Annotated in this window: 22 protein-coding genes and 4 pseudogenes; all 26 read right to left on the reverse strand. The window is 49.3% G+C overall.

Annotated features, from left to right (window positions below):
• The gene (locus MIH18_RS06810; protein WP_249007972.1) at window positions 1-975 is read right to left on the reverse strand and encodes a glycosyltransferase; all 975 of its coding nucleotides are present in this window, start codon (window positions 973-975) and stop codon (window positions 1-3) included.
• A gap of 443 nt (window positions 976-1,418) precedes the next feature.
• Entirely contained in the window at window positions 1,419-2,201 is a 783-nt protein-coding gene (locus MIH18_RS06815; RefSeq protein ID WP_249007971.1) for a glycosyltransferase domain-containing protein, read from the reverse strand.
• Between the two features lie 49 nt (window positions 2,202-2,250).
• A complete protein-coding gene (locus tag MIH18_RS06820) occupies window positions 2,251-3,237 on the reverse strand; it encodes a glycosyltransferase family 2 protein (RefSeq protein ID WP_249007970.1) in 987 nt (328 codons plus the stop codon).
• A 32-nt stretch (window positions 3,238-3,269) separates the two neighbouring features.
• Window positions 3,270-4,172, reverse strand: a complete 903-nt coding sequence (locus tag MIH18_RS06825; RefSeq protein ID WP_249007969.1) for a hypothetical protein — start codon at window positions 4,170-4,172, stop codon at window positions 3,270-3,272.
• A 36-nt stretch (window positions 4,173-4,208) separates the two neighbouring features.
• Complete coding sequence (locus MIH18_RS06830) at window positions 4,209-4,583, reverse strand: polysaccharide biosynthesis C-terminal domain-containing protein (RefSeq protein WP_249014203.1); 375 nt, start codon at window positions 4,581-4,583, stop codon at window positions 4,209-4,211.
• A gap of 106 nt (window positions 4,584-4,689) precedes the next feature.
• Window positions 4,690-5,133: pseudogene (locus tag MIH18_RS06835) on the reverse strand (IS5 family transposase); the annotation flags it as partial.
• Between the two features lie 81 nt (window positions 5,134-5,214).
• The gene (gene ltrA / locus MIH18_RS06840) at window positions 5,215-6,723 is read right to left on the reverse strand and encodes a group II intron reverse transcriptase/maturase (protein ID WP_249014204.1); all 1,509 of its coding nucleotides are present in this window, start codon (window positions 6,721-6,723) and stop codon (window positions 5,215-5,217) included.
• A 606-nt stretch (window positions 6,724-7,329) separates the two neighbouring features.
• Window positions 7,330-7,884, reverse strand: a pseudogene (locus MIH18_RS06845) (IS5 family transposase); the annotation flags it as partial.
• A 54-nt stretch (window positions 7,885-7,938) separates the two neighbouring features.
• Window positions 7,939-8,064, reverse strand: a complete 126-nt coding sequence (locus MIH18_RS23925) for a hypothetical protein (protein WP_283164102.1) — start codon at window positions 8,062-8,064, stop codon at window positions 7,939-7,941.
• A gap of 148 nt (window positions 8,065-8,212) precedes the next feature.
• On the reverse strand, window positions 8,213-9,175 hold the full coding sequence (locus MIH18_RS06850) for a glycosyltransferase (protein WP_249014205.1): 963 nt from the start codon (window positions 9,173-9,175) through the stop codon (window positions 8,213-8,215).
• A 110-nt stretch (window positions 9,176-9,285) separates the two neighbouring features.
• The gene (locus MIH18_RS06855) at window positions 9,286-9,807 is read right to left on the reverse strand and encodes a hypothetical protein (RefSeq protein WP_249007966.1); all 522 of its coding nucleotides are present in this window, start codon (window positions 9,805-9,807) and stop codon (window positions 9,286-9,288) included.
• A gap of 1 nt (window position 9,808) precedes the next feature.
• Window positions 9,809-10,402: an acyltransferase gene (locus MIH18_RS06860; protein WP_249014206.1), complete on the reverse strand. Its 594-nt coding sequence runs from the start codon at window positions 10,400-10,402 to the stop codon at window positions 9,809-9,811.
• Window positions 10,390-11,481 carry a DegT/DnrJ/EryC1/StrS family aminotransferase gene (locus MIH18_RS06865; RefSeq protein ID WP_249014207.1) on the reverse strand — a complete coding sequence of 364 codons (1,092 nt, stop codon included), beginning with the start codon at window positions 11,479-11,481 and terminating at the stop codon, window positions 10,390-10,392. Before MIH18_RS06865 ends, MIH18_RS06860 begins: the two co-directional genes overlap by 13 nt.
• Window positions 11,481-11,942 carry an acyltransferase gene (locus MIH18_RS06870; RefSeq protein WP_249007963.1) on the reverse strand — a complete coding sequence of 154 codons (462 nt, stop codon included), beginning with the start codon at window positions 11,940-11,942 and terminating at the stop codon, window positions 11,481-11,483. Before MIH18_RS06870 ends, MIH18_RS06865 begins: the two co-directional genes overlap by 1 nt.
• On the reverse strand, window positions 11,939-12,346 hold the full coding sequence (locus tag MIH18_RS06875) for an FdtA/QdtA family cupin domain-containing protein (RefSeq protein ID WP_249007962.1): 408 nt from the start codon (window positions 12,344-12,346) through the stop codon (window positions 11,939-11,941). Before MIH18_RS06875 ends, MIH18_RS06870 begins: the two co-directional genes overlap by 4 nt.
• A 54-nt stretch (window positions 12,347-12,400) precedes the next feature.
• Window positions 12,401-13,047 (reverse strand): annotated as a pseudogene (locus MIH18_RS06880) (sugar phosphate nucleotidyltransferase); the annotation flags it as partial.
• Between the two features lie 150 nt (window positions 13,048-13,197).
• Window positions 13,198-14,022, reverse strand: a pseudogene (locus MIH18_RS06885) (IS5 family transposase); the annotation flags it as partial.
• Window positions 14,023-14,267: 245 nt separating this feature from the next.
• Window positions 14,268-14,633: a hypothetical protein gene (locus MIH18_RS06890; protein WP_249007961.1), complete on the reverse strand. Its 366-nt coding sequence runs from the start codon at window positions 14,631-14,633 to the stop codon at window positions 14,268-14,270.
• A gap of 335 nt (window positions 14,634-14,968) precedes the next feature.
• Entirely contained in the window at window positions 14,969-15,250 is a 282-nt protein-coding gene (locus tag MIH18_RS06895) for a hypothetical protein (RefSeq protein ID WP_249007960.1), read from the reverse strand.
• A gap of 175 nt (window positions 15,251-15,425) precedes the next feature.
• Complete coding sequence (locus MIH18_RS06900) at window positions 15,426-15,659, reverse strand: acyl carrier protein (protein ID WP_249007959.1); 234 nt, start codon at window positions 15,657-15,659, stop codon at window positions 15,426-15,428.
• An 11-nt stretch (window positions 15,660-15,670) separates the two neighbouring features.
• On the reverse strand, window positions 15,671-16,600 hold the full coding sequence (locus MIH18_RS06905) for a ketoacyl-ACP synthase III (RefSeq protein ID WP_249007958.1): 930 nt from the start codon (window positions 16,598-16,600) through the stop codon (window positions 15,671-15,673).
• Window positions 16,601-16,625: 25 nt separating this feature from the next.
• Window positions 16,626-17,198, reverse strand: a complete 573-nt coding sequence (locus tag MIH18_RS06910; RefSeq protein ID WP_249007957.1) for a hypothetical protein — start codon at window positions 17,196-17,198, stop codon at window positions 16,626-16,628.
• Between the two features lie 13 nt (window positions 17,199-17,211).
• Entirely contained in the window at window positions 17,212-18,117 is a 906-nt protein-coding gene (locus tag MIH18_RS06915; protein WP_249007956.1) for a hypothetical protein, read from the reverse strand.
• Window positions 18,118-18,152: 35 nt separating this feature from the next.
• Entirely contained in the window at window positions 18,153-19,253 is a 1,101-nt protein-coding gene (locus MIH18_RS06920; protein WP_249007955.1) for a DegT/DnrJ/EryC1/StrS family aminotransferase, read from the reverse strand.
• Window positions 19,254-19,814, reverse strand: coding sequence for a dTDP-4-dehydrorhamnose 3,5-epimerase (rfbC, locus tag MIH18_RS06925; RefSeq protein WP_249007954.1), 561 nt, complete (start codon window positions 19,812-19,814; stop codon window positions 19,254-19,256).
• Window position 19,815: 1 nt separating this feature from the next.
• Window positions 19,816-20,688: a glucose-1-phosphate thymidylyltransferase RfbA gene (gene rfbA / locus MIH18_RS06930; RefSeq protein ID WP_249007953.1), complete on the reverse strand. Its 873-nt coding sequence runs from the start codon at window positions 20,686-20,688 to the stop codon at window positions 19,816-19,818.
• Window positions 20,689-20,711: the final 23 nt, after the last annotated feature.

Consider the following 20,711-nt stretch of genomic DNA (forward strand, 5'->3'; position numbering starts at 1 on the left):
TCAGCGCACCATATCGCGCAGAAAACTGCGCAACCCGTTAAATTCGGCGTAATCGCGGCGCACTAACATTGCCAGCGCCTGGAGCCTCCGGGCCAAAGCGCCCGATTGGGCCAGATTCTGGCGGGCGCTGAGCGCCCGATGTTCGCGTTCCAACCGAACTAGCGCAGCGGTCACCGACTCTTGATCTTGGCGGTCAAGGCGGGCGGCTACTACTTCGGACAGGCGCGCCCGCAGGCCCATGTTCAATGCGATACGCTCGCCGTAATCTGTAGCAGGCCGAGTACGCATCTGCGCCTTCAACACATCCAATGGTTTGATCTTCTTGCTGCTATTTACGACCCACTCAGAGGTGTTCGAGTCGTGGCGACGAATGATTTGAAGGCAGTCATTCGTAACGATTCTGCGGCCCTCAAATAAACTACACAGTTTGTGGAGCCAAATGTCGTGCCCAATTACGTCATCTGGAATCGGTAAAGCAATCAACAGGAATTCGCGGCGCACCATACTCAGTGCACCTGTGATCGTATAGTCCGAGGACCCATAACCTGAGCGAATCTGCCCCATCTTCGTTAAACCTGTCGGGTAACCAGTTTGATTCGTGAGCTGCCCATCATGTACTAGGACCCAGCATTTAGACTCTTCGACAGCTAAAGCGAGAGCACGTTCGATTTTGTTGTAAAACCAAGCATCGTCTTGGTCGGACACAAAAACTATATCACCAGAACAGAGCGACAAGGCCTTGGCAAAATTCTGTGTATATCCGAGATTATGATCATTACGGATGACACGCACCGAAAACGGAGCAGTCTTCACGAATTCAGTAATAATGGAAAGGGTATCGTCAGTCGATCCATCATCACAAATGACCACCTCGTCGGGGCGCCGTGTTTGTTTAACATAGCTATCAAGCTGTTCTTGAAGATGAAGCGCACCATTATAGGTCGTTAGGGCGATGGACACTGTTACAAGTTTCACTGTTTTAGATAGCTCTCAGATTAGTATGGGTATTTTTAGTGTATTAATTCAGAAATTTACTCCAGCGAACGTATGATTAGCGCTAGATTTTGTGCTGGCTCAATTTTTAGTTTAAAAATAATTTGGCCTAATTTTAGATGTTATTAATATCTTCATTATTATTTTTGACAAATAAAAATAAGACATCTTCCTACAGTCAAAGATCCTCTTAAATTACCTTTGGTCTTTGAAATAGTAATGAACCGCTTTCTTTTCTAATTTCCCAGAAGGGATCAACCTGCCTATCCGATCTATCAGCGTATCTTGGGCATTGTATTTTTATGCGTATTCTCGGTTTCGAAGAAGGTCAGTCGCTCGACGGAAGAAGTGAAATCTATGGCAATAGAATCATTATCATTAATATTAGAAATTTACTGAGAAATCCCCTAATATTATCAACACCTTCATAATTTTATAAGCATCTTTATCTTCTTGGCCCACCCCAACAACACATAAGCAGGATAAAATAAATTTTTTCCTTGGAAAACCCTTGCCTCTAAGAAGAAGTACCAATTTGCCAGCATTTTCCCTCTATGGGGCTGAACAATAAAGCCAGGATTGTTGCTGGACATCGTTCCAGGCATCAACTTATAGTCGACCGACTTTTTCCAAAGGCAATAATTTACACTCAGCTGATCTCTATGGCTATGCGATTTAACATTACTCCACCAGAGATCCATAACGCTTTGTAGTGATATGTCACTATGCTTTCTCAGCATAACCCCGGTTTCAACTAACCCATTTTTTTCAGGATAACCATCTTCTAAATACAAGTTAACCTGACGTTCAATTATATCGCCGCTCTCTTTCAAGCTTCGCCGACATGCCTTAGCCTCTTCATAGACACAACTGCGCACCCGGTGTTTCACCAAAATAATAGTATCTTTTTCAGCTATACAATTTAAAATATAATTAAGAAATTCAGCTGAAAAAACAACACTACCATCGACCCAAATAGAATAGTCATAATTACTTAAGTATTTATGAGGATTTATTTTAACATCTCTACACTTTAAGACTGCAGATTTTTCTGCCGAAGGGTTCTTTATAATTTGCCATCCATTTTTATATTTTTTGCTTATCGTATTTGAAAAACACACGTAGTGAAAGTCATTAAAACCATAAGGCGTTGGACTCAAAAAGTCATATTCGTTTTCTATAGCAGTATAAACTAAAACTTTTCTCATATGCATATTCTCATAAGCTGCTAAGACTTTTCTGATTCTCGAATTTTTGTTACAGCTTACTTCGTCCGCCAAGAAAATCTCGAAGGATGGATCGCACTCCGTTAGCACTACGGTAGCCACCTCCAGCCGCAAAACCCACAATAGCAAAAACTCGTTGACAGAATCGCTTTTGACGAAAATTAATACGAGTTTCTATAATGTCAAATGGCTGATCATTCTCTCGCAACATTTCAGAAAGACCGGGATGAAACTCAAGGGGTGCATTCATTAAAGCGTGCCGAATACCTTGGCTGAGCAATTTCCGCTGCTCTAATTCAAATAACTCCACTTTATCATCAGTGCGAGACAGAAGATTTCTCTTAGCATGGAAAAATGCATGCCATCGTGTAACCTTGGTAGTTCGGTTTGCAATAAATTGAGACTCATTCGAATCATGTCGGCGATAATATTGAAGCGGCTCGTCGCAAATAAATTTTTTATTTAATTGATCAGAAAATCCAACAATCCAGTTATCGTGAGCTTTGAAGCCTGGCAAGATAGGCATACAAATATTCAATAACTCTCGCCGAACCGCACAACAACATCCCATAACAAACGCATTATCTGAAAACCCTGCCGAGCGTATCTGTCCAAGTTTAGTTAGACCGACACTCTCTAAATTCTTATCAGTGAGAACCGCATCATTCATCAACACTAGTGCACCGGGGTTCTGCTCAGCTAAGCAAACCATGTGTTCGATTTTTTCTGGGAACCACAGATCATCTTGATCACTCAAAAAAACCAAGTCACCTGTGGTTTTCATTAAAGCAGCGTTAAAATTTCCGCAGTATCCCAGGTTCCGTTCATTACGATAAAACTTGACCGTAAAGGGCGCGGTTTTGGCGAATTCGCGAACGATGGTTTCGGTCTCGTCGGTGGAGCAGTCGTCTGTGATGATTAGTTCATCCGGTTGCCGGGTCTGGTCTAGGAAGCTTTCGAGTTGCTCTTGTATGTATTGGGCACCGTTGTAGGTGGCCATGGCTATGGAGATTTTCATTGTTTTTTTTCAGCCGTCTTTTAGATATCCGATTAACCCACAAAATAGCGTTCAACAATAGTTACAAACCTATCAACAGAATCGACGCCTCGACTTTCTGCTTCGGCAAGATGATCAAGAAGTTTACTTCTCGTCTCAACAGCCCAGAAAACATCTTCCCATCCATAGGCAATCCCAAAGCGAATTTCGATTTCGGGCCGCCACCCCTCTTTAGATAGCCCTTTCTGTGGAACCACTATTGGAATACACCCACACATTGCCGCATACCGACAATACATTGTGTAAAGGTCATAGCAAATGAAATACTTACACTCATTAAAAATCTTCGCCAGCTCTACATGAGCAAAGCCATCCACGTTTTGGGCACCGGCCTCATGATAATTTAGAGTTCTATCACGGCCTTTTCGAACCATATAACATTGACCTGAACGATCACCTTCATTAGATTTTTGGTAAACATCTGACTTTAATTCTGTAACATTCAGACGGCGATATTTATGGGGGTTCAACGCCCAGTCATTGAAGGCCTCATGATAGTAAAAGAACAAATCGCTATCACCGAACTCTGTCACGCCACTTATCACGCCTGGTTTATTTAATAGCCATCTAACAACACAAACTGCCCCCAATGGGTTGCCTGAAGTGATTTCCGGGTAGATAACAATTGCACTTTTAATGTCTCGGTTTCTTGCAACGTCTAATTGGTATGGCGAACTGAAATTCCTATGCTTCACTAAGTTACCCACCAAGAACTTCTTCCATCTAGCAAGTTTTACCCAGCCGCGCCAAGCTTTCAATTCAAATATCGAAGGTTTTGGTTGTGGCCATATTAACGCAACATGCCCTGCTTCCCGAAGCATGCTGGCCAACTTATGAAGGACAATAATACCTCCACTATTATCTCGATACACTGGCGTCCAAATAATAAACTTCAAAATATATTTTTCCCAATTCGAATATTTTAAGCGTGCCTATACGATGGTGGCTTTTCGAGCTTTAACTTTCTTAAGCAGCAAACCTATACCTTCAACGCGAATCAACAGAGATACCGCGATATAGGTTGCCAATCCAACAAGGCCACCGCCAACAATCCATAGAGGTAAACTGCGCTCACCCTGCTCAACGAAACACCAAGACGCAAATCCTGAAACTAACGCGGCAAGGATTGGTTTTATAACATCCTTAACCTGATCAATTAAAGAATATCCAACTAACCGAGCAGAAAAGTAGGTATTAGGAATAAGCGCAAGAAACGACCCAATAACTTGGCTAACGACAATCCCAAACACCCCGTAAGGGAAGCGCTGATCAAATCGTGATTCCCTGCCGGAGTGAGCTCCACTCAAATTTCAGCACGATTGCTGGCCGATTCGAGAGCCAGAATCATTAAATGTCCTGTTTTCAGGTTATAAAAGCCCTTTTACGGCCAAAATTCCGCCTTTCAGGCAGATATCAGGCGCTTTGAGCCGGATTTATCCTGCGAGCGAGTATCAGGTTGCCCAGAGCGAACAACGTAAACAGCTGCGCAGTGTTCTTTAACAGCCCCCGGTAGCGCACCTTCCGATGCCGAAACAGGTTCTTGACCACGTGGAAGGGATGCTCCACCTTGGCCCGAATCTGGGCTTTGGCTCGCTCGAACCGGGTCACCAGGTTTTTGCGCGGGCCCTCTGTCATTTTCTTGAGCTTGCCGCGTTTCTCCGCCACGTGCCAGGCAACGTTCTTATCCTTAAGCTCGTCACGCTTTGCCACACCGGTGTAACCCGCGTCAGCAAACACATCGCTTTCTTCACCATGCAACAGGCGCTCGGTCTCGGTGATATCCGCTACATTGGCAGCCGTGCCCGTTAGACTGTGGACCAGTCCAGAGTCCGTATCCGTGCCAATATGCGCCTTCAGTCGGGTAAGGACAGTGTGTTACCACACCCTCCTCCCCTAAGAACCGTACGTGAGAGTCACCCCTCATACGGCTCAAGCCTTTCAACAGCCTAAATATGACCGGGCCTCACTACGGAAAATAGGTCGATGGCGGCGCTCCAGGTAAGCGGTCCACAACGGATCATAGGGATTCACTGCACTGCGTATTTTAATGTGTCGTACGATCCGAACTGTCGCCGCCGAGAACAGCCGCAACCGTTGGCTTATGCCATTAATTCGATCATCAGACGCAAACACCCAGTGCCTTGCTCCTTCGACGTGGAAATATTTTTGCTTTACCCATTTAGCACCTTTCATGGCGTGCCGACGCACAGCCCATCGCCACAGAATTCGCCAAATCTGAGGGTCTATCCATGCAAAGCGAGCCTTCGACACAATGTGGCGGTGATACATTGCCCAACCTCGGATCACCGGGTTGAGATTCAGAATCAGATTCGCCTGTGTCGCTGCTTTGTTTCCATTCACGATTTCTCGGACCTTATCCACAAGCGCCTTCACGCTTTTACGGGCAGGGGTAATAAGCAGTTTGCCCGAATACTTTCGGATATTTTGGCCCAAAAAATCGAAACCTTGTGCGATATGCGTGATCCGAGTTTTCTCGTCCGAGAGCTCTAAGCCCCGCGCCCTCAAGAACACCACGATTGCCGGGCGAACTTGGTGTTGCAAGACCTCTTTCGAGGCCCCAGTTACGATAAAGTCATCGGCATATCTCACGACGTGAATTTTAAACGGGCGTCGAGGGCTGCTCGTCGGAGCTACACTCATGTTGATTGCCTGTTCAAGTCCATCCAGCGTCAAATTCGCCAGCACCGGGGAGATAATTCCACCTTGTGGTGCTCCGGCTTCCGTAGCGAATAAGGTTTCTTCCTCTACATACCCTGCTTCAAGCCATTTACGCAGCACGACTTTATCCATGGCAATGTTTCGGAGCAGCCACTCGTGGCTGATGTTGTCGAAACACCCGCGAATGTCGCCCTCCAGCACCCACTTGGCGGATGTTTGCTTTGCGAGCGCATTGAAACAATGTGCGATGGCGTCTGCCGTTGAACGCTTGGGTCTGAAACCATAGGAGTTCGGATCTGCTTGAGTTTCGGCAACCGGTTCCAAAGCGAGCTTCCACAAGGATTGCATCGCTCTGTCTCGCATCGTCGGTATCCCTAGCGGACGTTTCTTTCCATTGCTCTTGGGTCTGTAGATACGTCTTAGCGGTTGCGGTCGATAACCGCGATGCTTCAACGCTAGTGCTCCCTTTAATTTGGCGGCCGGAGTCGACCAAACCTTGCCATCGATCCCCGGTGTTCTTTTACCTCGATTTTCCGTCACTCTCTTTACCGCAAGTAATTTGCCGCAATAAGAGCGAGTCAGCAGACGCTGCAAGGCTTTCACCTTACCCCATCTGCTTTCCTGTGTTGCCTTGGCGATACGCTCTTGGCGTTGTCTTACTTCCTTCTCAGCTTTTCTCCAGTCTGTCTGGAGCCATAACCGTTCAGAATGCGAGGGCGCACCCGTACCCGAGACCGGCGCTTGCACGCTGATTTCTGGTTCCGTCATCTGCTTTCCCTCATTAAACAATTGCTCAAGTTATCTCGCCATGAAAGACCTTGTGGAAGTCTGCTCGCTTTCGCGCCGGATAATGTTTCAATCCATATTCCCTCGATTACGGAGAGATCTTCGCTTTTTCCACATTCCTTTACCCGCAGCACCCACAGTGTTCCTCGCGGTTCACCTGCCATTTATGGCGATACTACGGGCTTACCCTGTTCCACATGTATTTCAGAGCGGGGCGGACCTCTCCATTTCGCCGGCGGTACCGTATTCACGATGGGCTATCGGTAAGAGCCCATACCTGACCGCATACCTTTTTGGTTCAAGCCTATCAGCATCTTTGGCTTGTCTGGCATGACGACGTTTATAAGAGATTCACATCTGTTGGCCGTAGCCGCTCGTCCCTAGCTCCTTTCCGCCTCGATGCTGGCAGATTATGTCGTTCCTCACGGGTCGACATACCGACTGAGTCGGCGGTTACATTGTCCCCGAAGCTTCGCACGGTGCTGTTACCGGCTCCGCACGTCCGGGTAGGGAACGGTTGGTGAAACAACCGGTTTTGTCAGGTAGACGTACCCTGCGAAACAGAAATACATGCGACTTTCAGGTCGCACTGCCGAAGTACCACTCGTTGCCTTTTTTGGTCTGGTGCATTTCTGGCGGTCCGCCGATGCGGTCCCGCGCCTTCGCTTTATTCTTGGTGGAGGGCGGTGCCGCAATAATAGTGGCATCCACGATCGTACCCTCGCGCATGAGCATGCCGCAGTCAGCCAAGTGGCCGTTGATCTGCTCGAAGATCACCTGGGTTAAGGCCTGCTTTTCCAGTAAGTGGCGGAACTTCAACAGCGTCGTGGCATCCGGGACCGATTCCACAGCCAGGTCAATCCCAACAAAATTGCGCAGCGCCTGGCTGTCATAGATGGCGTCTTCCAGCGCTTCGTCCGCCAAGGCATACCACTGTTGCACAAAGTACATCCGCAGCATGCGCTTGAAAGGTATTGGGGGGCGGCCCCGTTTACCGCGCGAATCAGGATAGTAGTATGGTGAAAGAGCTTTCAGCCGCCTCGACCAAGGCACGGCCTACTCCATTTCTGCCAAAAATCGCTCACGGCGGGTCGTCTTTTTCTTGGCAGCAAACTCTGCCTGGGCGAAACTCGTTTGCTTCATGGCAGTCTCTGGCTACTCCTGAGGAAAGGCTACCATTCTACTAAACTGGCAAAGTCAGGGGAATAAATCAGTGTTTCCATAGGTCTGGGCAAAGGCGCCCTCGATAGCCTCGCGAACAAACTGCTCTTGGTTGTAGGCAAACAAGGCAAAGGTCACCAGCGGATTTCCGCTATCACTCATGCGTCATATCAAACTTGAAAAAATATCGCCGCGCCATATACCAGGCGCTTGAGAGGTGCGCCCAATCACACGACCGTGACCGGCAAGGCCAACCGAGCACCACAAGTCGCAGCGTTAACAATGATAATGCCAGCCAGATCAATGGCGCTCATCGCTTGTCTCTCCATATGTTTATCAAATATTTTATGAACATACGTGCAACCCAAGAAAAGCCAACTCTCTTGATCATTCCAGTGAGTTCCATAGGGCCGGGTATACCGTCTTCGAATCTAATAGCGACGTCGTACTTGTGCAAGGCTAATGTGGCAGCTGCCTCAACAACAGAATTCGGAAACACCTTCAAGTCGTCCAGCCGTTGCAGCGCATCTGTACGCAGGCGCCTGAGCAAGACCATCCTCTTTGAGGTATTTCGTGAAGTCGGCCCAAAGTAACTGGCAGTGATCCCTACCCCGTATCGATATAGCACCAAAGGTCGATCGATGTAGGTCACGGGCCTGCCGGCCAGTAGTGACCGGAAGGTAAGCGCCAGATCTTCATGGACCAAGCCCTCACTAAAGTCACCATAACTATTGAAAAGACACCTGTCCCACGCTTCGGTTGCCCCGATGACATGAGCATTGTTAACAATCGCTGACTCCGCGGATGTTAGCTCCTCTAGCGCTGAATGGCCCCTCTCCCCAATCAATGCGCCAGCCTCTGTGATCATGATGCGTGCAGAGTGCAACAGCCCGGATCGCTTCCCGTTTGCCAGCCACGCCTCAACCAGCCGGCTGACGCGGTCGGGTTTTGAAATATCGTCTCCGGCAGCCGCAACTACCAACTCGCCCTTAGCCAACCTGTTTAAATTATTTATATGGCCACCGACATTGAGATTCCGTACGTTACGATTGAGCACTATTGAATGCAGCCCAGCATAGCGGTCAGCCATCTCACGCATGATCTCGAATGTTGCATCGCTGGAGCAGTCGTCGCTCAGGATGATCTCCAGCGGGGAATAATCCTGACTCAACGCCGCGCCTACCGCCTCGCGGATATAGTTCTCCTGATTATAGGCAAGCAGCGCGAAAGTGACGAGCGGACGCTCCAGCAGGGTTTGGGGCGCTTGAGTCATAGATTTCTCGGGAATGTTTTATCGGTCGAGAGATCATCTGGAATGATGAACTCCAAAGGTTAATATATTTGAGAGAACGTACCTTTAAATGCATCTTCTACATAGGCAGATTAGTCACAAATTAAAATCACAAGCCGGTTGAGATGGTCTGTAAAGCGTTTGAAGTATCGCGGTCCAGCTATTACGACTATCGCCGCAGACGGTCCGTAGTGAGCGCCGAGCGAGTGGTTCTGCGTAAGCAATGGGATGGACTCCTCCTCACCTAACCGGCATCTGCGTGCCAAAATGGTGAGTGAACAACCAATCAGATATAGGCGCGCGCAGTAACCACACGCCCAGCATGGCCACCGCCCCTGCACCAGGTGGGCTGCCAATAAAACACGGCGAACACGACTTAGCGCCTGCTCTTCACCCTTAACGCTGGCAATCTGCCGCACGCCGCTGGAGCCCATGCCCAAACCGGCAGCCGTAGACATTAGCCCTTGCAGGCTGTTGTAGATGCTGAGTAAACCAATGCCGGCTGGCCCAAGAAGGATCGCCAGTACTTTCATCCGCAGAATGGAAATCAGGATATTGATAGATTTCGCACTGCCAATAACTATCATGGACTTTATCAAGCCGCGTGATGACACTTTATAAATTCCTAATCACAACAGCAGGATTTCCAGCAATTAAGCAGTTTGCTGGAAAATCCCCTGCAAGAACCGCACCTGCCGCGACAACGGATCCTGAACCGATCTTTGTATTCTTCAAGATCACGACCCGTGAGCCGATAAACACATTGTCAGATATGATAACATCTCCAACGCTGACCGGACCCCCACTATGACGAGAGTTCGGATCTAAGCTGTGAAAATTGCTGTCAAGAATTACCACATCATGCCCTATTAGACATCGGCGCCCAATATCAATGGTGCGTTTTTCGGCTATCGCCGCGAAGCCGTTATTAATCCATGTACCACTGCCAATGTTAATAGAGGCGCCTGCCCCTCTGCTATCGAGGTAACAATATGTGGACCAGAAGCCTGGTGAAGAACTAACACCAATTTTGACGTTTTTCCCAAATGTTATTGAACCTAACCCACTAAAAAAAACCGGTTGATTTTTTTCGGGCCGCCCAATAATTCTATCGTTGGTTGAAAGAAGCGAGAACCGAAGAACTCGCATCAGTCTATTCAATCTTCGAAACAAGCCCTTCGTCAGATGCTTAAATCTTAATTTAGGCATTCAATTACCGCTTTTTGATCCACTAAATCTATCTGCGGCCCCATCGGCAAACTCAACACGGTTTGATGAATATTCTCTGTAACCGGGTAATGCTCGGTATGCCAGCACTCGTAAGCCTTCTGCTGATGTGGCGGTATCGGGTAATGAATCAGCGTTTGCACCCCCTGCTCGGCCAAATGCTTCTGCAACGCATCGCGCTGGGGTGAGCGCACAACAAACAAATGCCAAACGTGGTTTTCACGGTTGGCTACTGCGGGTAACTGAATGCTGGGATGATCAATGTGTGCGAGGTAATACTCTGCTACTTCACGGCGGCTCTGAATTTCTTCATCCAGATGCTGCAGTTTTACTCTGAGCATGGCGGCTTGAATCTCATCCAGCCGGCTGTTTACGCCTTGGTACAGATTTTCGTATTTCTTGTGGCTACCGTAATTACCCAACGCCCGGATGGTTTTGGCCAGGGCTTCGTCATCGGTGGTAACGGCACCCGCATCCCCCAGTGCGCCGAGGTTTTTGCCCGGGTAAAAGCTAAACCCCGCAGCGTGGCCCCAACTGCCGGCTTTACGGCCATTTATGGATGCACCGTGCGCTTGGGCGGCATCTTCCAATACCAATAGGCCGTGTTCATCTGCCAGTTGCATTAACTCACTCATAGGGCATATCTGGCCGTAGAGGTGAACAGCAACGATGGCTTTGGTGTTGGGGGTAATGGCGGCAGCGGTTTTTTTAGGGCACAAGTTAAATGTGGCCTCGTCTGGCTCGACCAGCACGGGTTTCAACCGGTTTTCGGTGATGGCCAGTATGCTGGCGATATACGTATTGGCTGGCACGATAACTTCATCGCCCTCTTTCAGTTTGCCCATTTCTTTCCAGGCCCTGAGGGTGAGCGTTAGCGCGTCCAGCCCATTGGCTACGCCTATACAGTGCTTACTGCCGCAGTAATCAGCGAACTCTTGTTCGAAGGCTTTTACTTCGGTGCCCTGGATGTACCAGCCAGAGTCAATAACTCGGGTGGCGGCGGCTACGAGTTCGTCGCGGTATTGGGCGTTAATGGCTTTTAGGTCTAGGAAAGGAATCATTATTCAACGTACCTGATGATTCGAGCCGGATTGCCTATAACAACGGCTTTCGGAGGAACATCCTGAGTGACCACAGCCCCTGCCCCTACCATTGCACCTGCACCAACGGTAATACCGGGCAAAATCGTGGCATTTGCTCCAATGCTTGCGCTTTTACAAACTGTAATTCCGGCAAATTTTTCCGGATACTGTTTTGACCGAGGGTAAGGATCGTTTGTGAATGTTGCATTAGGACCAATGAAAACATCATCTTCCACACGAGTACCGTCCCAAAGCTGAACGCCAGATTTCACGGTTACTCTATCGCCAACAACCACATCGCCTTCAATAAGGGCTTGGGCGCAAATGTTGCAGTTCTGGCCAATTTTTGCACCTTTAAGGATGACTACAAATTGCCAGACCTTTGTGCCTTGCCCTATGGTGCAGTCTGCAACGTCTGCAAGTGGGTGGACAAAGCTCATTGGCTCACCTGCTTCAGGAAATCGTCGTACTCTCGAATGTAGTCCGATTCATCATAGTGCTCGCTGGCAAGTACAAGCAGCACGCAGTCTTTGCTGAAATCATGCATTTCATGCCATACCATGTCTTCGATTACCACGCCCTTGGTTGGGGAGTCGATCCACACTTTCTCTCGAGTTGTGCCATCATCCAACACCATGCGGCATTTTCCGGAAACGCAGATGGCTATTTGTTTCAGGTTCTTGTGGGCGTGATAACCGCGGCTTACACCTTGTTCAGTGTGGTAGATGTAATACACCCGTTTGATATCGAAGGGGACAGCTTTATCCAATTCAACTTCAACGGCAACCAGGCTGCCGCGTTCATCTCCAAGGCTCTGAAAATCAATCCACTTAATCAAGCTCATATTGGTTTTTTAACCTTCGAATTCTGATTGACAGTGTCGATGCTCATCCGCCGTTCAGGCTTCATTTGCGAGTTCTTGCAGGTATTTTCCGTAACCATTTTTTTTGAGTTCCCCTGCCTGTTCCAATAATTGTTGTTTGGTCAGCCAGGCTTGGTTGAAGGCGATTTCTTCGAGGCAGGCTATTTTATAGCCTTGGCGTTTTTCGATGGTTTCCACAAAGTGGGCGGCTTCTAGCAAGCTTTCGTGGGTACCAGTATCTAGCCAGGCGAAGCCCCGGCCCAGGAGCTCTACGTTCAGCTTGCCTTGTTCCAGATAGGCCCGGTTTACGCAGGTAATTTCGAGTTCGCCACGGTGGCTGGGTTTTACCTGTTTGGCGATGGCTACCACGCTGTTGTCGTAGAAGTAGAGGCCGGTTACGGCGTAGTTGGATTTCGGGTGTTCTGGCTTTTCTTCGATGGAGATTGCGCGGTTATTTTCGTCAAATTCTACGACACCAAAGCGATCTGGGTCTTTTACCTGGTAACAAAATACGGTGGCGCCTTCAGTGCGCTGGGCGGCTTGTTTCAGTTTGGGCGTAAAGCCTTGCCCGTAAAAGACGTTGTCGCCCAGCACCAGGCACACGCTATCGCCACCAATAACTCTTCGCCCACAATAAAGGCTTGAGCCAAGCCATCTGGGCTTGGCTGTATTTCGTAACTTAGGGAGGGTCTGATTAACGCCCGATTCTCCGCTGAATCGCTTTTCAGCTCGAAAAAAAGCCATTTAACCTGGGTTCAGGCGTAATTACCCCCTTCAGTTGTTCGTTTTTTGCCCGTTTCCCGCCATTTTGGCGGAATTCGGGCGCACTGACCCTACGCCAGTAGATATTTTTCACCGATCATCAAGTTGGTGAATGCGGCCAGCAGGTGCAGCCGATTGGTGTTTTTTGATAGGCCACGGTAGCGCACCTTGCTGTAGCCAAAGACTTGCTTGATGTACCGGAATGGGTGTTCCACTTTGGCCCGGATGCTGGCTTTAATCTTCTCGGCCTTCAGCTTATCCGCATCCAGCTTCTTGCGAGTGCCAGGGCGCTTGGCAATGAACCAGGACACATCTTTACGATGCTTATGCTCAGCCCGTTTTTGGATGCCCAGGTAACCGGCATCGCCGAACACCCGCCGCTCATCACCGTGCAGCAGCTTGTCGGCGGGTACGATGTCGTGGACGTTGGCGGCCGTGGTGTCGATGCTGTGAATCAGCCCGAGTGTGTCGTCGACACCAATGTGAATCTTCATGCCAAAGTACCATTGGTTGCCCTTCCTGGTCTGGTGCATTTCTGGCGGTCCGCCGATGCGATCACGCTGGCCGCTCTCATTCTTGGTGGAGCTCGGTGCCGAAATGATGCTGGCATCCACAATGCTGCCTTCGCGCAGCATCAAGCCATTCTTCTCCAAGTGCTTGTTCACCTCTTTGAACAACACCTTGCCAAGGCCGTGGCGTTCCAGGAAATGACGGAACTTGAGAATGGTGGTTTCGTCCGGCAAACGATCCAGCTTCAGGCCAGCGAAGCACCGCATGGATTCGATCTCGTACAGCGCATCTTCCATCGCCGGCGGACCACTAAGCTTGTAAAAGAGTTGCATGCAGTGAACCCGCAGCATGGAAGACAACGGGTACGGTGGCCGACCGTTCTGGCCCATGGTGGCGGCGAATCCTATGCGGTTAGCGATGGCTGTATTATCGCTGATTTTGGAAAGTTATTCAGAGGTTCCTTAGCTTCTTCGCCGCTCCTCAGGCTCACCGTGACTTTTTTGCCTTTCTCTTCCAGGCTTAGTTCCGACTGGCATACCGGATGTTGGTTACCTATATACGCAAGCATTTACAATACCGCTTTGCATCCGGTACACCCGCACATCACTGGCTGCCAGCGGCAGTACGCTGTCTATTTCATCGTCGTATCGGCTTTTGGCAAATCATCAAGATGCGGATTTGCCAAGCCCATCCTCATACTCAGATCAACCACCAAGCCCAGCAGGGTTTTGTAACCGTCACTCAGCTGCATAAGATCCAGCGTTTCGCCGTTGATGGTTACCGCCAGCCGTAACGGGTTTACTTCAATATGAGGGTTGCTGATGGCCGGGAATATTGCACTAATCGCGGCGCGCACGGCATCCAGCTCTTTGAGGGTGACATCAAAGCTGCGTTTTTCCTTCTGCAGACGCTGCTCTTCGTTTTCCTTGTTATAAAACCAGACAAAGGCAGACTTGAAATTACCTTGCGCCTCTAGTACCTGCTTCAATGCTTCCATTCGGGTGTGGGATTTCGGAAAGCTTTTTTTGTCGAGATAGGCTCCCAGCGCTTTCAGCCCAATCGTCGTTGGTGTGACTTTTGCCGTGGCTTTGCTTTTGTCTCACCGCTTGATTCTGTCCCATTTCAGGCCATCTTTGGTTGAAAGCGCTATCCGCGCATAGGGCGCTGGAACATTATTAACCTGGCGAATATCGCCATTTGTCTTGAACGTTATCCCCCGACACCAAGGGAAAATGCGTTAACGTGCGTCTGGAAGGCCGTCTACTGAACAATCTAAAATTCGGGTAAGTTCTTGCTGATCCTCACCACTAAGCTCTATTTTTGTATTTATTTTCACGATTTCCCCTTGTACCTCATTTCAATTTCTTTGCGTTCAGCGACTGCTTCATAAACTTGCTCCGCTTCCTTCTGCGAATACTCCTCTAACCGCCAACGATTGGTATTAGAGAAACTCGCCTCGCCGGAGTAAGCAGGCACCTGTTCCGCACTCACTCCGCCCTGCGCAACCAAGCGGCGGGTTATTTCGTTGTAGTAATACTCCGGTCGCGGACAGAAGTCTTCGTACTGAACAACCAGCTTCTCATGCTCTGGCAAACCAGCAATGCCCTTCTCCACCGAGCGGTTGATGGCGGCAATCTGACAGGCTAAGGATTCCAGCAGGTCTAGGTCTTTGAAGTTCGCGCATTCCTTGATATTGAAAAAAGTGCCAAGTGTTGATGTCGCTATACTGGCACTTTGGTATAAAGCGAGGAGTTTTTACTACGCCTCAGCTTATGACCTCTATGCTTTATTACTTAATTATAAACTCAACAATTTTCTCAGGCGTATCCAGAACCTCAGCCTCATCGTCACTAATAGCAACCCCAGCGGCCTCGCCCACGTCCATAATCACCAACATCAAATCCAGTGAATCCACACCCAGATCCACAAGTGTTTTGCCCATCTTGTCTTCAGACATCTCCAGATCTTCAACATTTTTTTCCAGCATGGACATAACGATTTTTACAGCTTTTTCGCGGTTCATAATATTTCCTATCAGCTCGATTTTACTTCTTCATAAATTGCGGTGGCCCAGGACAGCCCCACACCAAAGCCTGACATGAGAATTCTTTGCGGACTATTGTCCAGCTCTGTTTCCAGCAACAGCGGAATGGCCGATGAAACAGTATTTCCTGTTTCGGAGAGTCTTATGGGTGCCTTATCACTAGGAATACCAGCTCTTTTTATGGTGTTCTCCAGCATAAAACGACTGCCCTGATGCAGCAAAAACAGGTCAATGTCATCTGCAGTCAATTCTGCGGATGCCAGCGTGCGTTTGATCTGCTTTGGCACGTCTTGCAAGGCAAAGTTGAAAACCGCCCGACCGTTCATTTCCAAACCATGGGCTGTTTTCTGAAGCGCCTCGCTGCCGGCACCTTTGGTGGCGAATTTTGCTGTGGAAAGTTTGTAACGTGGGGTGTCGCTGATCAACGTAACAGACGCAGCATCGCCAAAAAGGAGACACGTATTTTTATCTTCCGGATCAAGAATTCGGGAATAAGGGTCGCAGGTAAAGAGTAATCCCTTTTTCATCCCGCTCGCAGCCATAAAAGACTGAATCACACTCAACCCATATACATACCCGGAGCATCCCAGCCCGATATCGAAGCAGGCGCATTCTTCCGGTAGCTCCAGAGCAGCGTGAACCAAAGCTGAGTTGTGCGGCAAGCCACCATTGTCAGGGTTTTGAGTACACAGAACCACGCACTCAATCTCTGACTTATCAATATTCACTTTTTTACATAGGCGATCAAAGGCTGCAACGCTCGCGCTCACAACGCTGTCCGTCTCTTCAAACCGAGGCAGCGTGGCAACGCCGATTTTCTGTTCGACAAAGTCCCTGTCTGTCTCGAAGCGATCTGCCTGTTCCAAATTATTGACTCGGCCTTTCGGGAGGTAACTCGCTACCGACTGAATCCCTAACATGAGTGGTTCCTCTTGCTCTGATGTGTCACGAAAAGTACATATCAGCGATTTTCTCGCCATTAACTAGGACATCGCTGCAAGTTAGCCGTGTGCCCACCTGCTTGGTGATGCGAAGCTCCACTTTATCCATAGCCGGAATTGGGAATCGACCATCATATCGGGAGAAGACCCATTTCTTGGTGCTATCCACGCAGTCCTGATGCATTTTCTTGCAGAGCGATACGAGCAGTTCAATTCTGTCCGTATGGTGAGGGTTGTTCTGAGCGATGGACTTATCTCCGACGATGGAACCACGGCATGCTTCGGGCTCATCAAATTCCTGTCGCACCGCTTCTTCGGTTTCGGTAGCTGCATTGATGCACAATGGGTAACTCTCGCCGTTAGGCCCAGCTATTTTAGCGACTACCGCATCCGCTGCCGTTGGCGCACGCTCCTCGAGTATACAAACTGAGTTGTGGATCATGTGTTTGAATGACACATTGATCTTGCTTTCCATCAATCCTCTTTGACCGGCTGCGTCAACCAATGCGTTAAACAAACTGGTTCCTTGGATATAATTTCGGCTGCCCTTGAACACAACTTTCAGCACTTCCGACATGACAACTCCTAGCCTATCGTTTGGGGCCGGTTTTAAGGCCCACCATTCGCTTGGCGGGATTACCGAACATCGAATGGTTCGACTCAACATTTTTGACCACAACACTGCCCATGCCCAGCGATGCTTTTGCGCCAATCACCAGATTGTCGCGAACACTGACGCCCATTGCGATGGTCACACCAGCGTGAACCGTTGTATGGCCGCCAAGCAGTGAGCCTACAGACATCCAAACCCCATCCTCGACAACGGCCCCATGGCCTACGTTGCAAAGATTACCAATCACCACATCGTGACCAATAAACGTAGGGGCCAGAATGCCACCGGCAATCACAGCATTTGCACCTATTTCAGTGTTGTCGCCAATTGACACACCACCCGCATGGGGAAACTTGAGCAGTCGGCCGTCAGCCGCTCGGTACACTGTCACGCCATCGCTGCCAATCACCACGTTTTCCCGAATGATGGTATTCCTGCCAATTCGTGAGCCACGCTTGATAACGGCTCCGGCACAGATGACGCTCCCCGTATCCACCTCGACGCCAGGCTCGATAACGGCTGAGCTTGCAACCTCCGCTGCGTTCGAAATCTTCGCTTCGCAGGTAAAACCACGCCAGTGAGCATCGATCCCGACAGAATCAATTAACCAAGCCAACACATCCATAAACACAGCTCTGGGATCTGATACTACACAGAACTGGTTGGAGCCTTGAATTGATTCACTCGGCAATTCTTCCGTCAAAACAAAGGAGCCTATTAGTTCTTTACCTTCACCGTAATGCTCGGAGTTAGCAAATACCAGTTGCCTATGGCCACCGGCACGGGAGTCACAGGTGCCGGTCAATTCCAGGTCAGCTGCACCGGTAAGCTTGATGGGGCCAACCAACGTCTCAACAAAAGCGATAATTTTAGAAGAGCTCACCGGTGTTCTAAAAAAGGCTCCCGTTGGCCGAACTGTCACCGAGTAACCTCCAGAACCTTTTTGGATATCATCTCAATTTCTTCAGTCTTCAGCCCGGAATAAATTGGCAAGCAAACAATGCGTTCAGAGAGTTTTCTGGATTCAGAACAAGCCGTTGAATGTGCATCCAGAGAACCTACTGAATCCAAGGATGGATAAAAATAACGGCGCGCAAGAACGCCCGAATCACGAAGCGAGGACAGAAGCTCGACTACCTGAGCCTCGTTTTCCAATGCTACCGGATAGTAGGCATGGTTGTAGCTCGCACCAGTTTGAATGCTCTGCTTTTGAAGGTTGTCCTCAAAAAGCCGGTCGTAGGTATCAGTAACGGCTTTGCGATCTCGGCTGATTTGTTCGATTTCATCCAGAACACACAACCCCATTGCCGCCTGTAATTCGTTCATTTTGGCATTGATGCCCAGCTCTTCAATGGCCTCCGGCCCGGTAATGCCGAAGTTGATCATCTTCTTCGCTCGTTCCAGGTCTTCCTTGCGCTTGAAGATGATGGCGCCACCCTCTCCAGTGTGGAAAAGCTTGGTAGCATGAAAGCTCAAGGTGGCGGCGTCTCCCCATTTGAGCAGGCTTTCGCCTTTGTACCTTACGCCAAACGCATGACAGCCATCGTAGATGACTTTTAGGTTGTGTTTTTGGGCGATGGCCTCAATCTTCTCGACATCGCACGCATTACCAAAAACATGAACCGGAACAATTGCTCGAGTATTGAGTGTAATTGCGGCTTCAATATTTTGTGGATCGAGACACCAGGTTTCTAGGTCGATATCAACAAAAACAGGTTCTACTCCGTCCCACTTAAGAGAACTGGCGGTAGCGATAAAAGTAAAGGGGGTGGTTATCGCTTCTGGCTTTTGACCTGAAGCTGAACCGCTTACACCCAGTACACGATAGGCAACCTGAAGCGCCAGAGTGCCGTTAGCAACAAGTAGCAGATTCTCTACCCCCAGATGTTCCTCCAATCGAGAAGTCAGTTTCTGTACCAGTTGACCGTTGTTCGTAAGCCACTGACGCTCGTAAATGCCATCCAGATAATTGTCGAACTTTTCGCGGCTGGGTAAATAAGGCTTTGTGACAGGTATCATTCAGGCGTATCCCTCAATTTCAGCTCTGGCTTGCGCAAACCATTTACCTTGCTCATCTTTTTTTGAAAGCAGCAGGTCGTCTGTTTTTTCTGGCCCCCACTGGATATTCAAATCTGCATCATCCCAGCGAATTGTGCGCTCATACTCTGGCGCATAAAAATCCGTACACTTGTATTGAAAATCTGCTACGTCACTGGTCACCAGAAAGCCGTGGGCAAAGCCTGGCGGCACCCACATCATGCGTCTGTTTTCTTCCGACAGGTATTCGCCCACCCACTGGCCAAAAGTGGGTGAGCTTTTGCGCAGGTCTACCGCTACATCGAAGACTTCGCCGCGGGTAACTCGCACCAGTTTTCCCTGGGGCTGCTTGATCTGGTAGTGCAGGCCGCGCAGGGTGTTTTTCACCGAGCGGCTGTGGTTGTCTTGTACAAAATTCGCGTTTATACCCAGCGAACTGAACAGTTCGACGTTCCAGGTTTCCATAAAAAAACCGCGATCGTCGCCGAAGACTTTTGGCTCCAGTATTTTTACATCGGGTATGGCGGTGCTGATTATTTTCATATCAGCCTTCCTGCTCGGCCAGTTGCTTCAGGTAGGCGCCATAACCGTTTTTCTTCAGTTCGTCGGCTTGCTGCAGCAGTTTTTGGGTGGTGATGTAGCCCATGCGCCAGGCCACTTCTTCTAGGCAAGCCACTTTCAGGCCCTGGCGCTTTTCCAGGGTTTCAATAAAGTTAGAGGCTTCGTGCAGGCTGTCGTGGGTGCCGGTGTCTAGCCAGGCGTAACCGCGCCCTAATAACTCAACGTTCAAGTCCCCCCGCTGGAGGTAGGCTTGGTTTACGCTGGTGATTTCCAGTTCGCCGCGGTGGGAGGGCTTAACCGCTTTGGCGATGTTGATTACGTCGTTATCGTAAAAATACAGGCCGGTCACGGCGTAATGGGATTTTGGCTTGGTGGGCTTTTCTTCGATAGAGATAGCGCGCCGGTGTTCATCAAATTCCACCACGCCAAAGCGTTCTGGGTCGGTTACCCGGTATCCAAACACGGTAGCACCGCGTGGGCGCGCTGCGGCGCTTTGCAATAGTTCGCTAAAACCTTGGCCGTAGTAGATGTTGTCACCCAGTACCAGGCACACGCTGCTTTGCCCTATAAACTCTTCACCGATGATGAACGCCTGCGCCAAGCCGTCTGGGCTTGGCTGAACAGCGTAGCTTATGTTCACGCCAAATTGTGCGCCATCGCCTAGCAGGCGTATAAAACCCGCCTGGTCTTCGGCGGTGGTGATAATCAACACCTCGCGAATGCCCGCCAGCATCAGCACCGACAGTGGATAGTAAATCATCGGCTTGTCGTACACTGGCAGCAGTTGTTTGGAGATAGCACGGGTGATGGGGTACAGGCGGCTGCCTGAGCCGCCGGCCAGAATAATGCCTTTCATGGATGTTCCTGAGTGGTTAGTTG

It is taken from the genome of Marinobacter sp. M3C, from assembly GCF_023311895.1.
In the GTDB taxonomy this organism is placed as follows: Bacteria; Pseudomonadota; Gammaproteobacteria; order Pseudomonadales; family Oleiphilaceae; genus Marinobacter.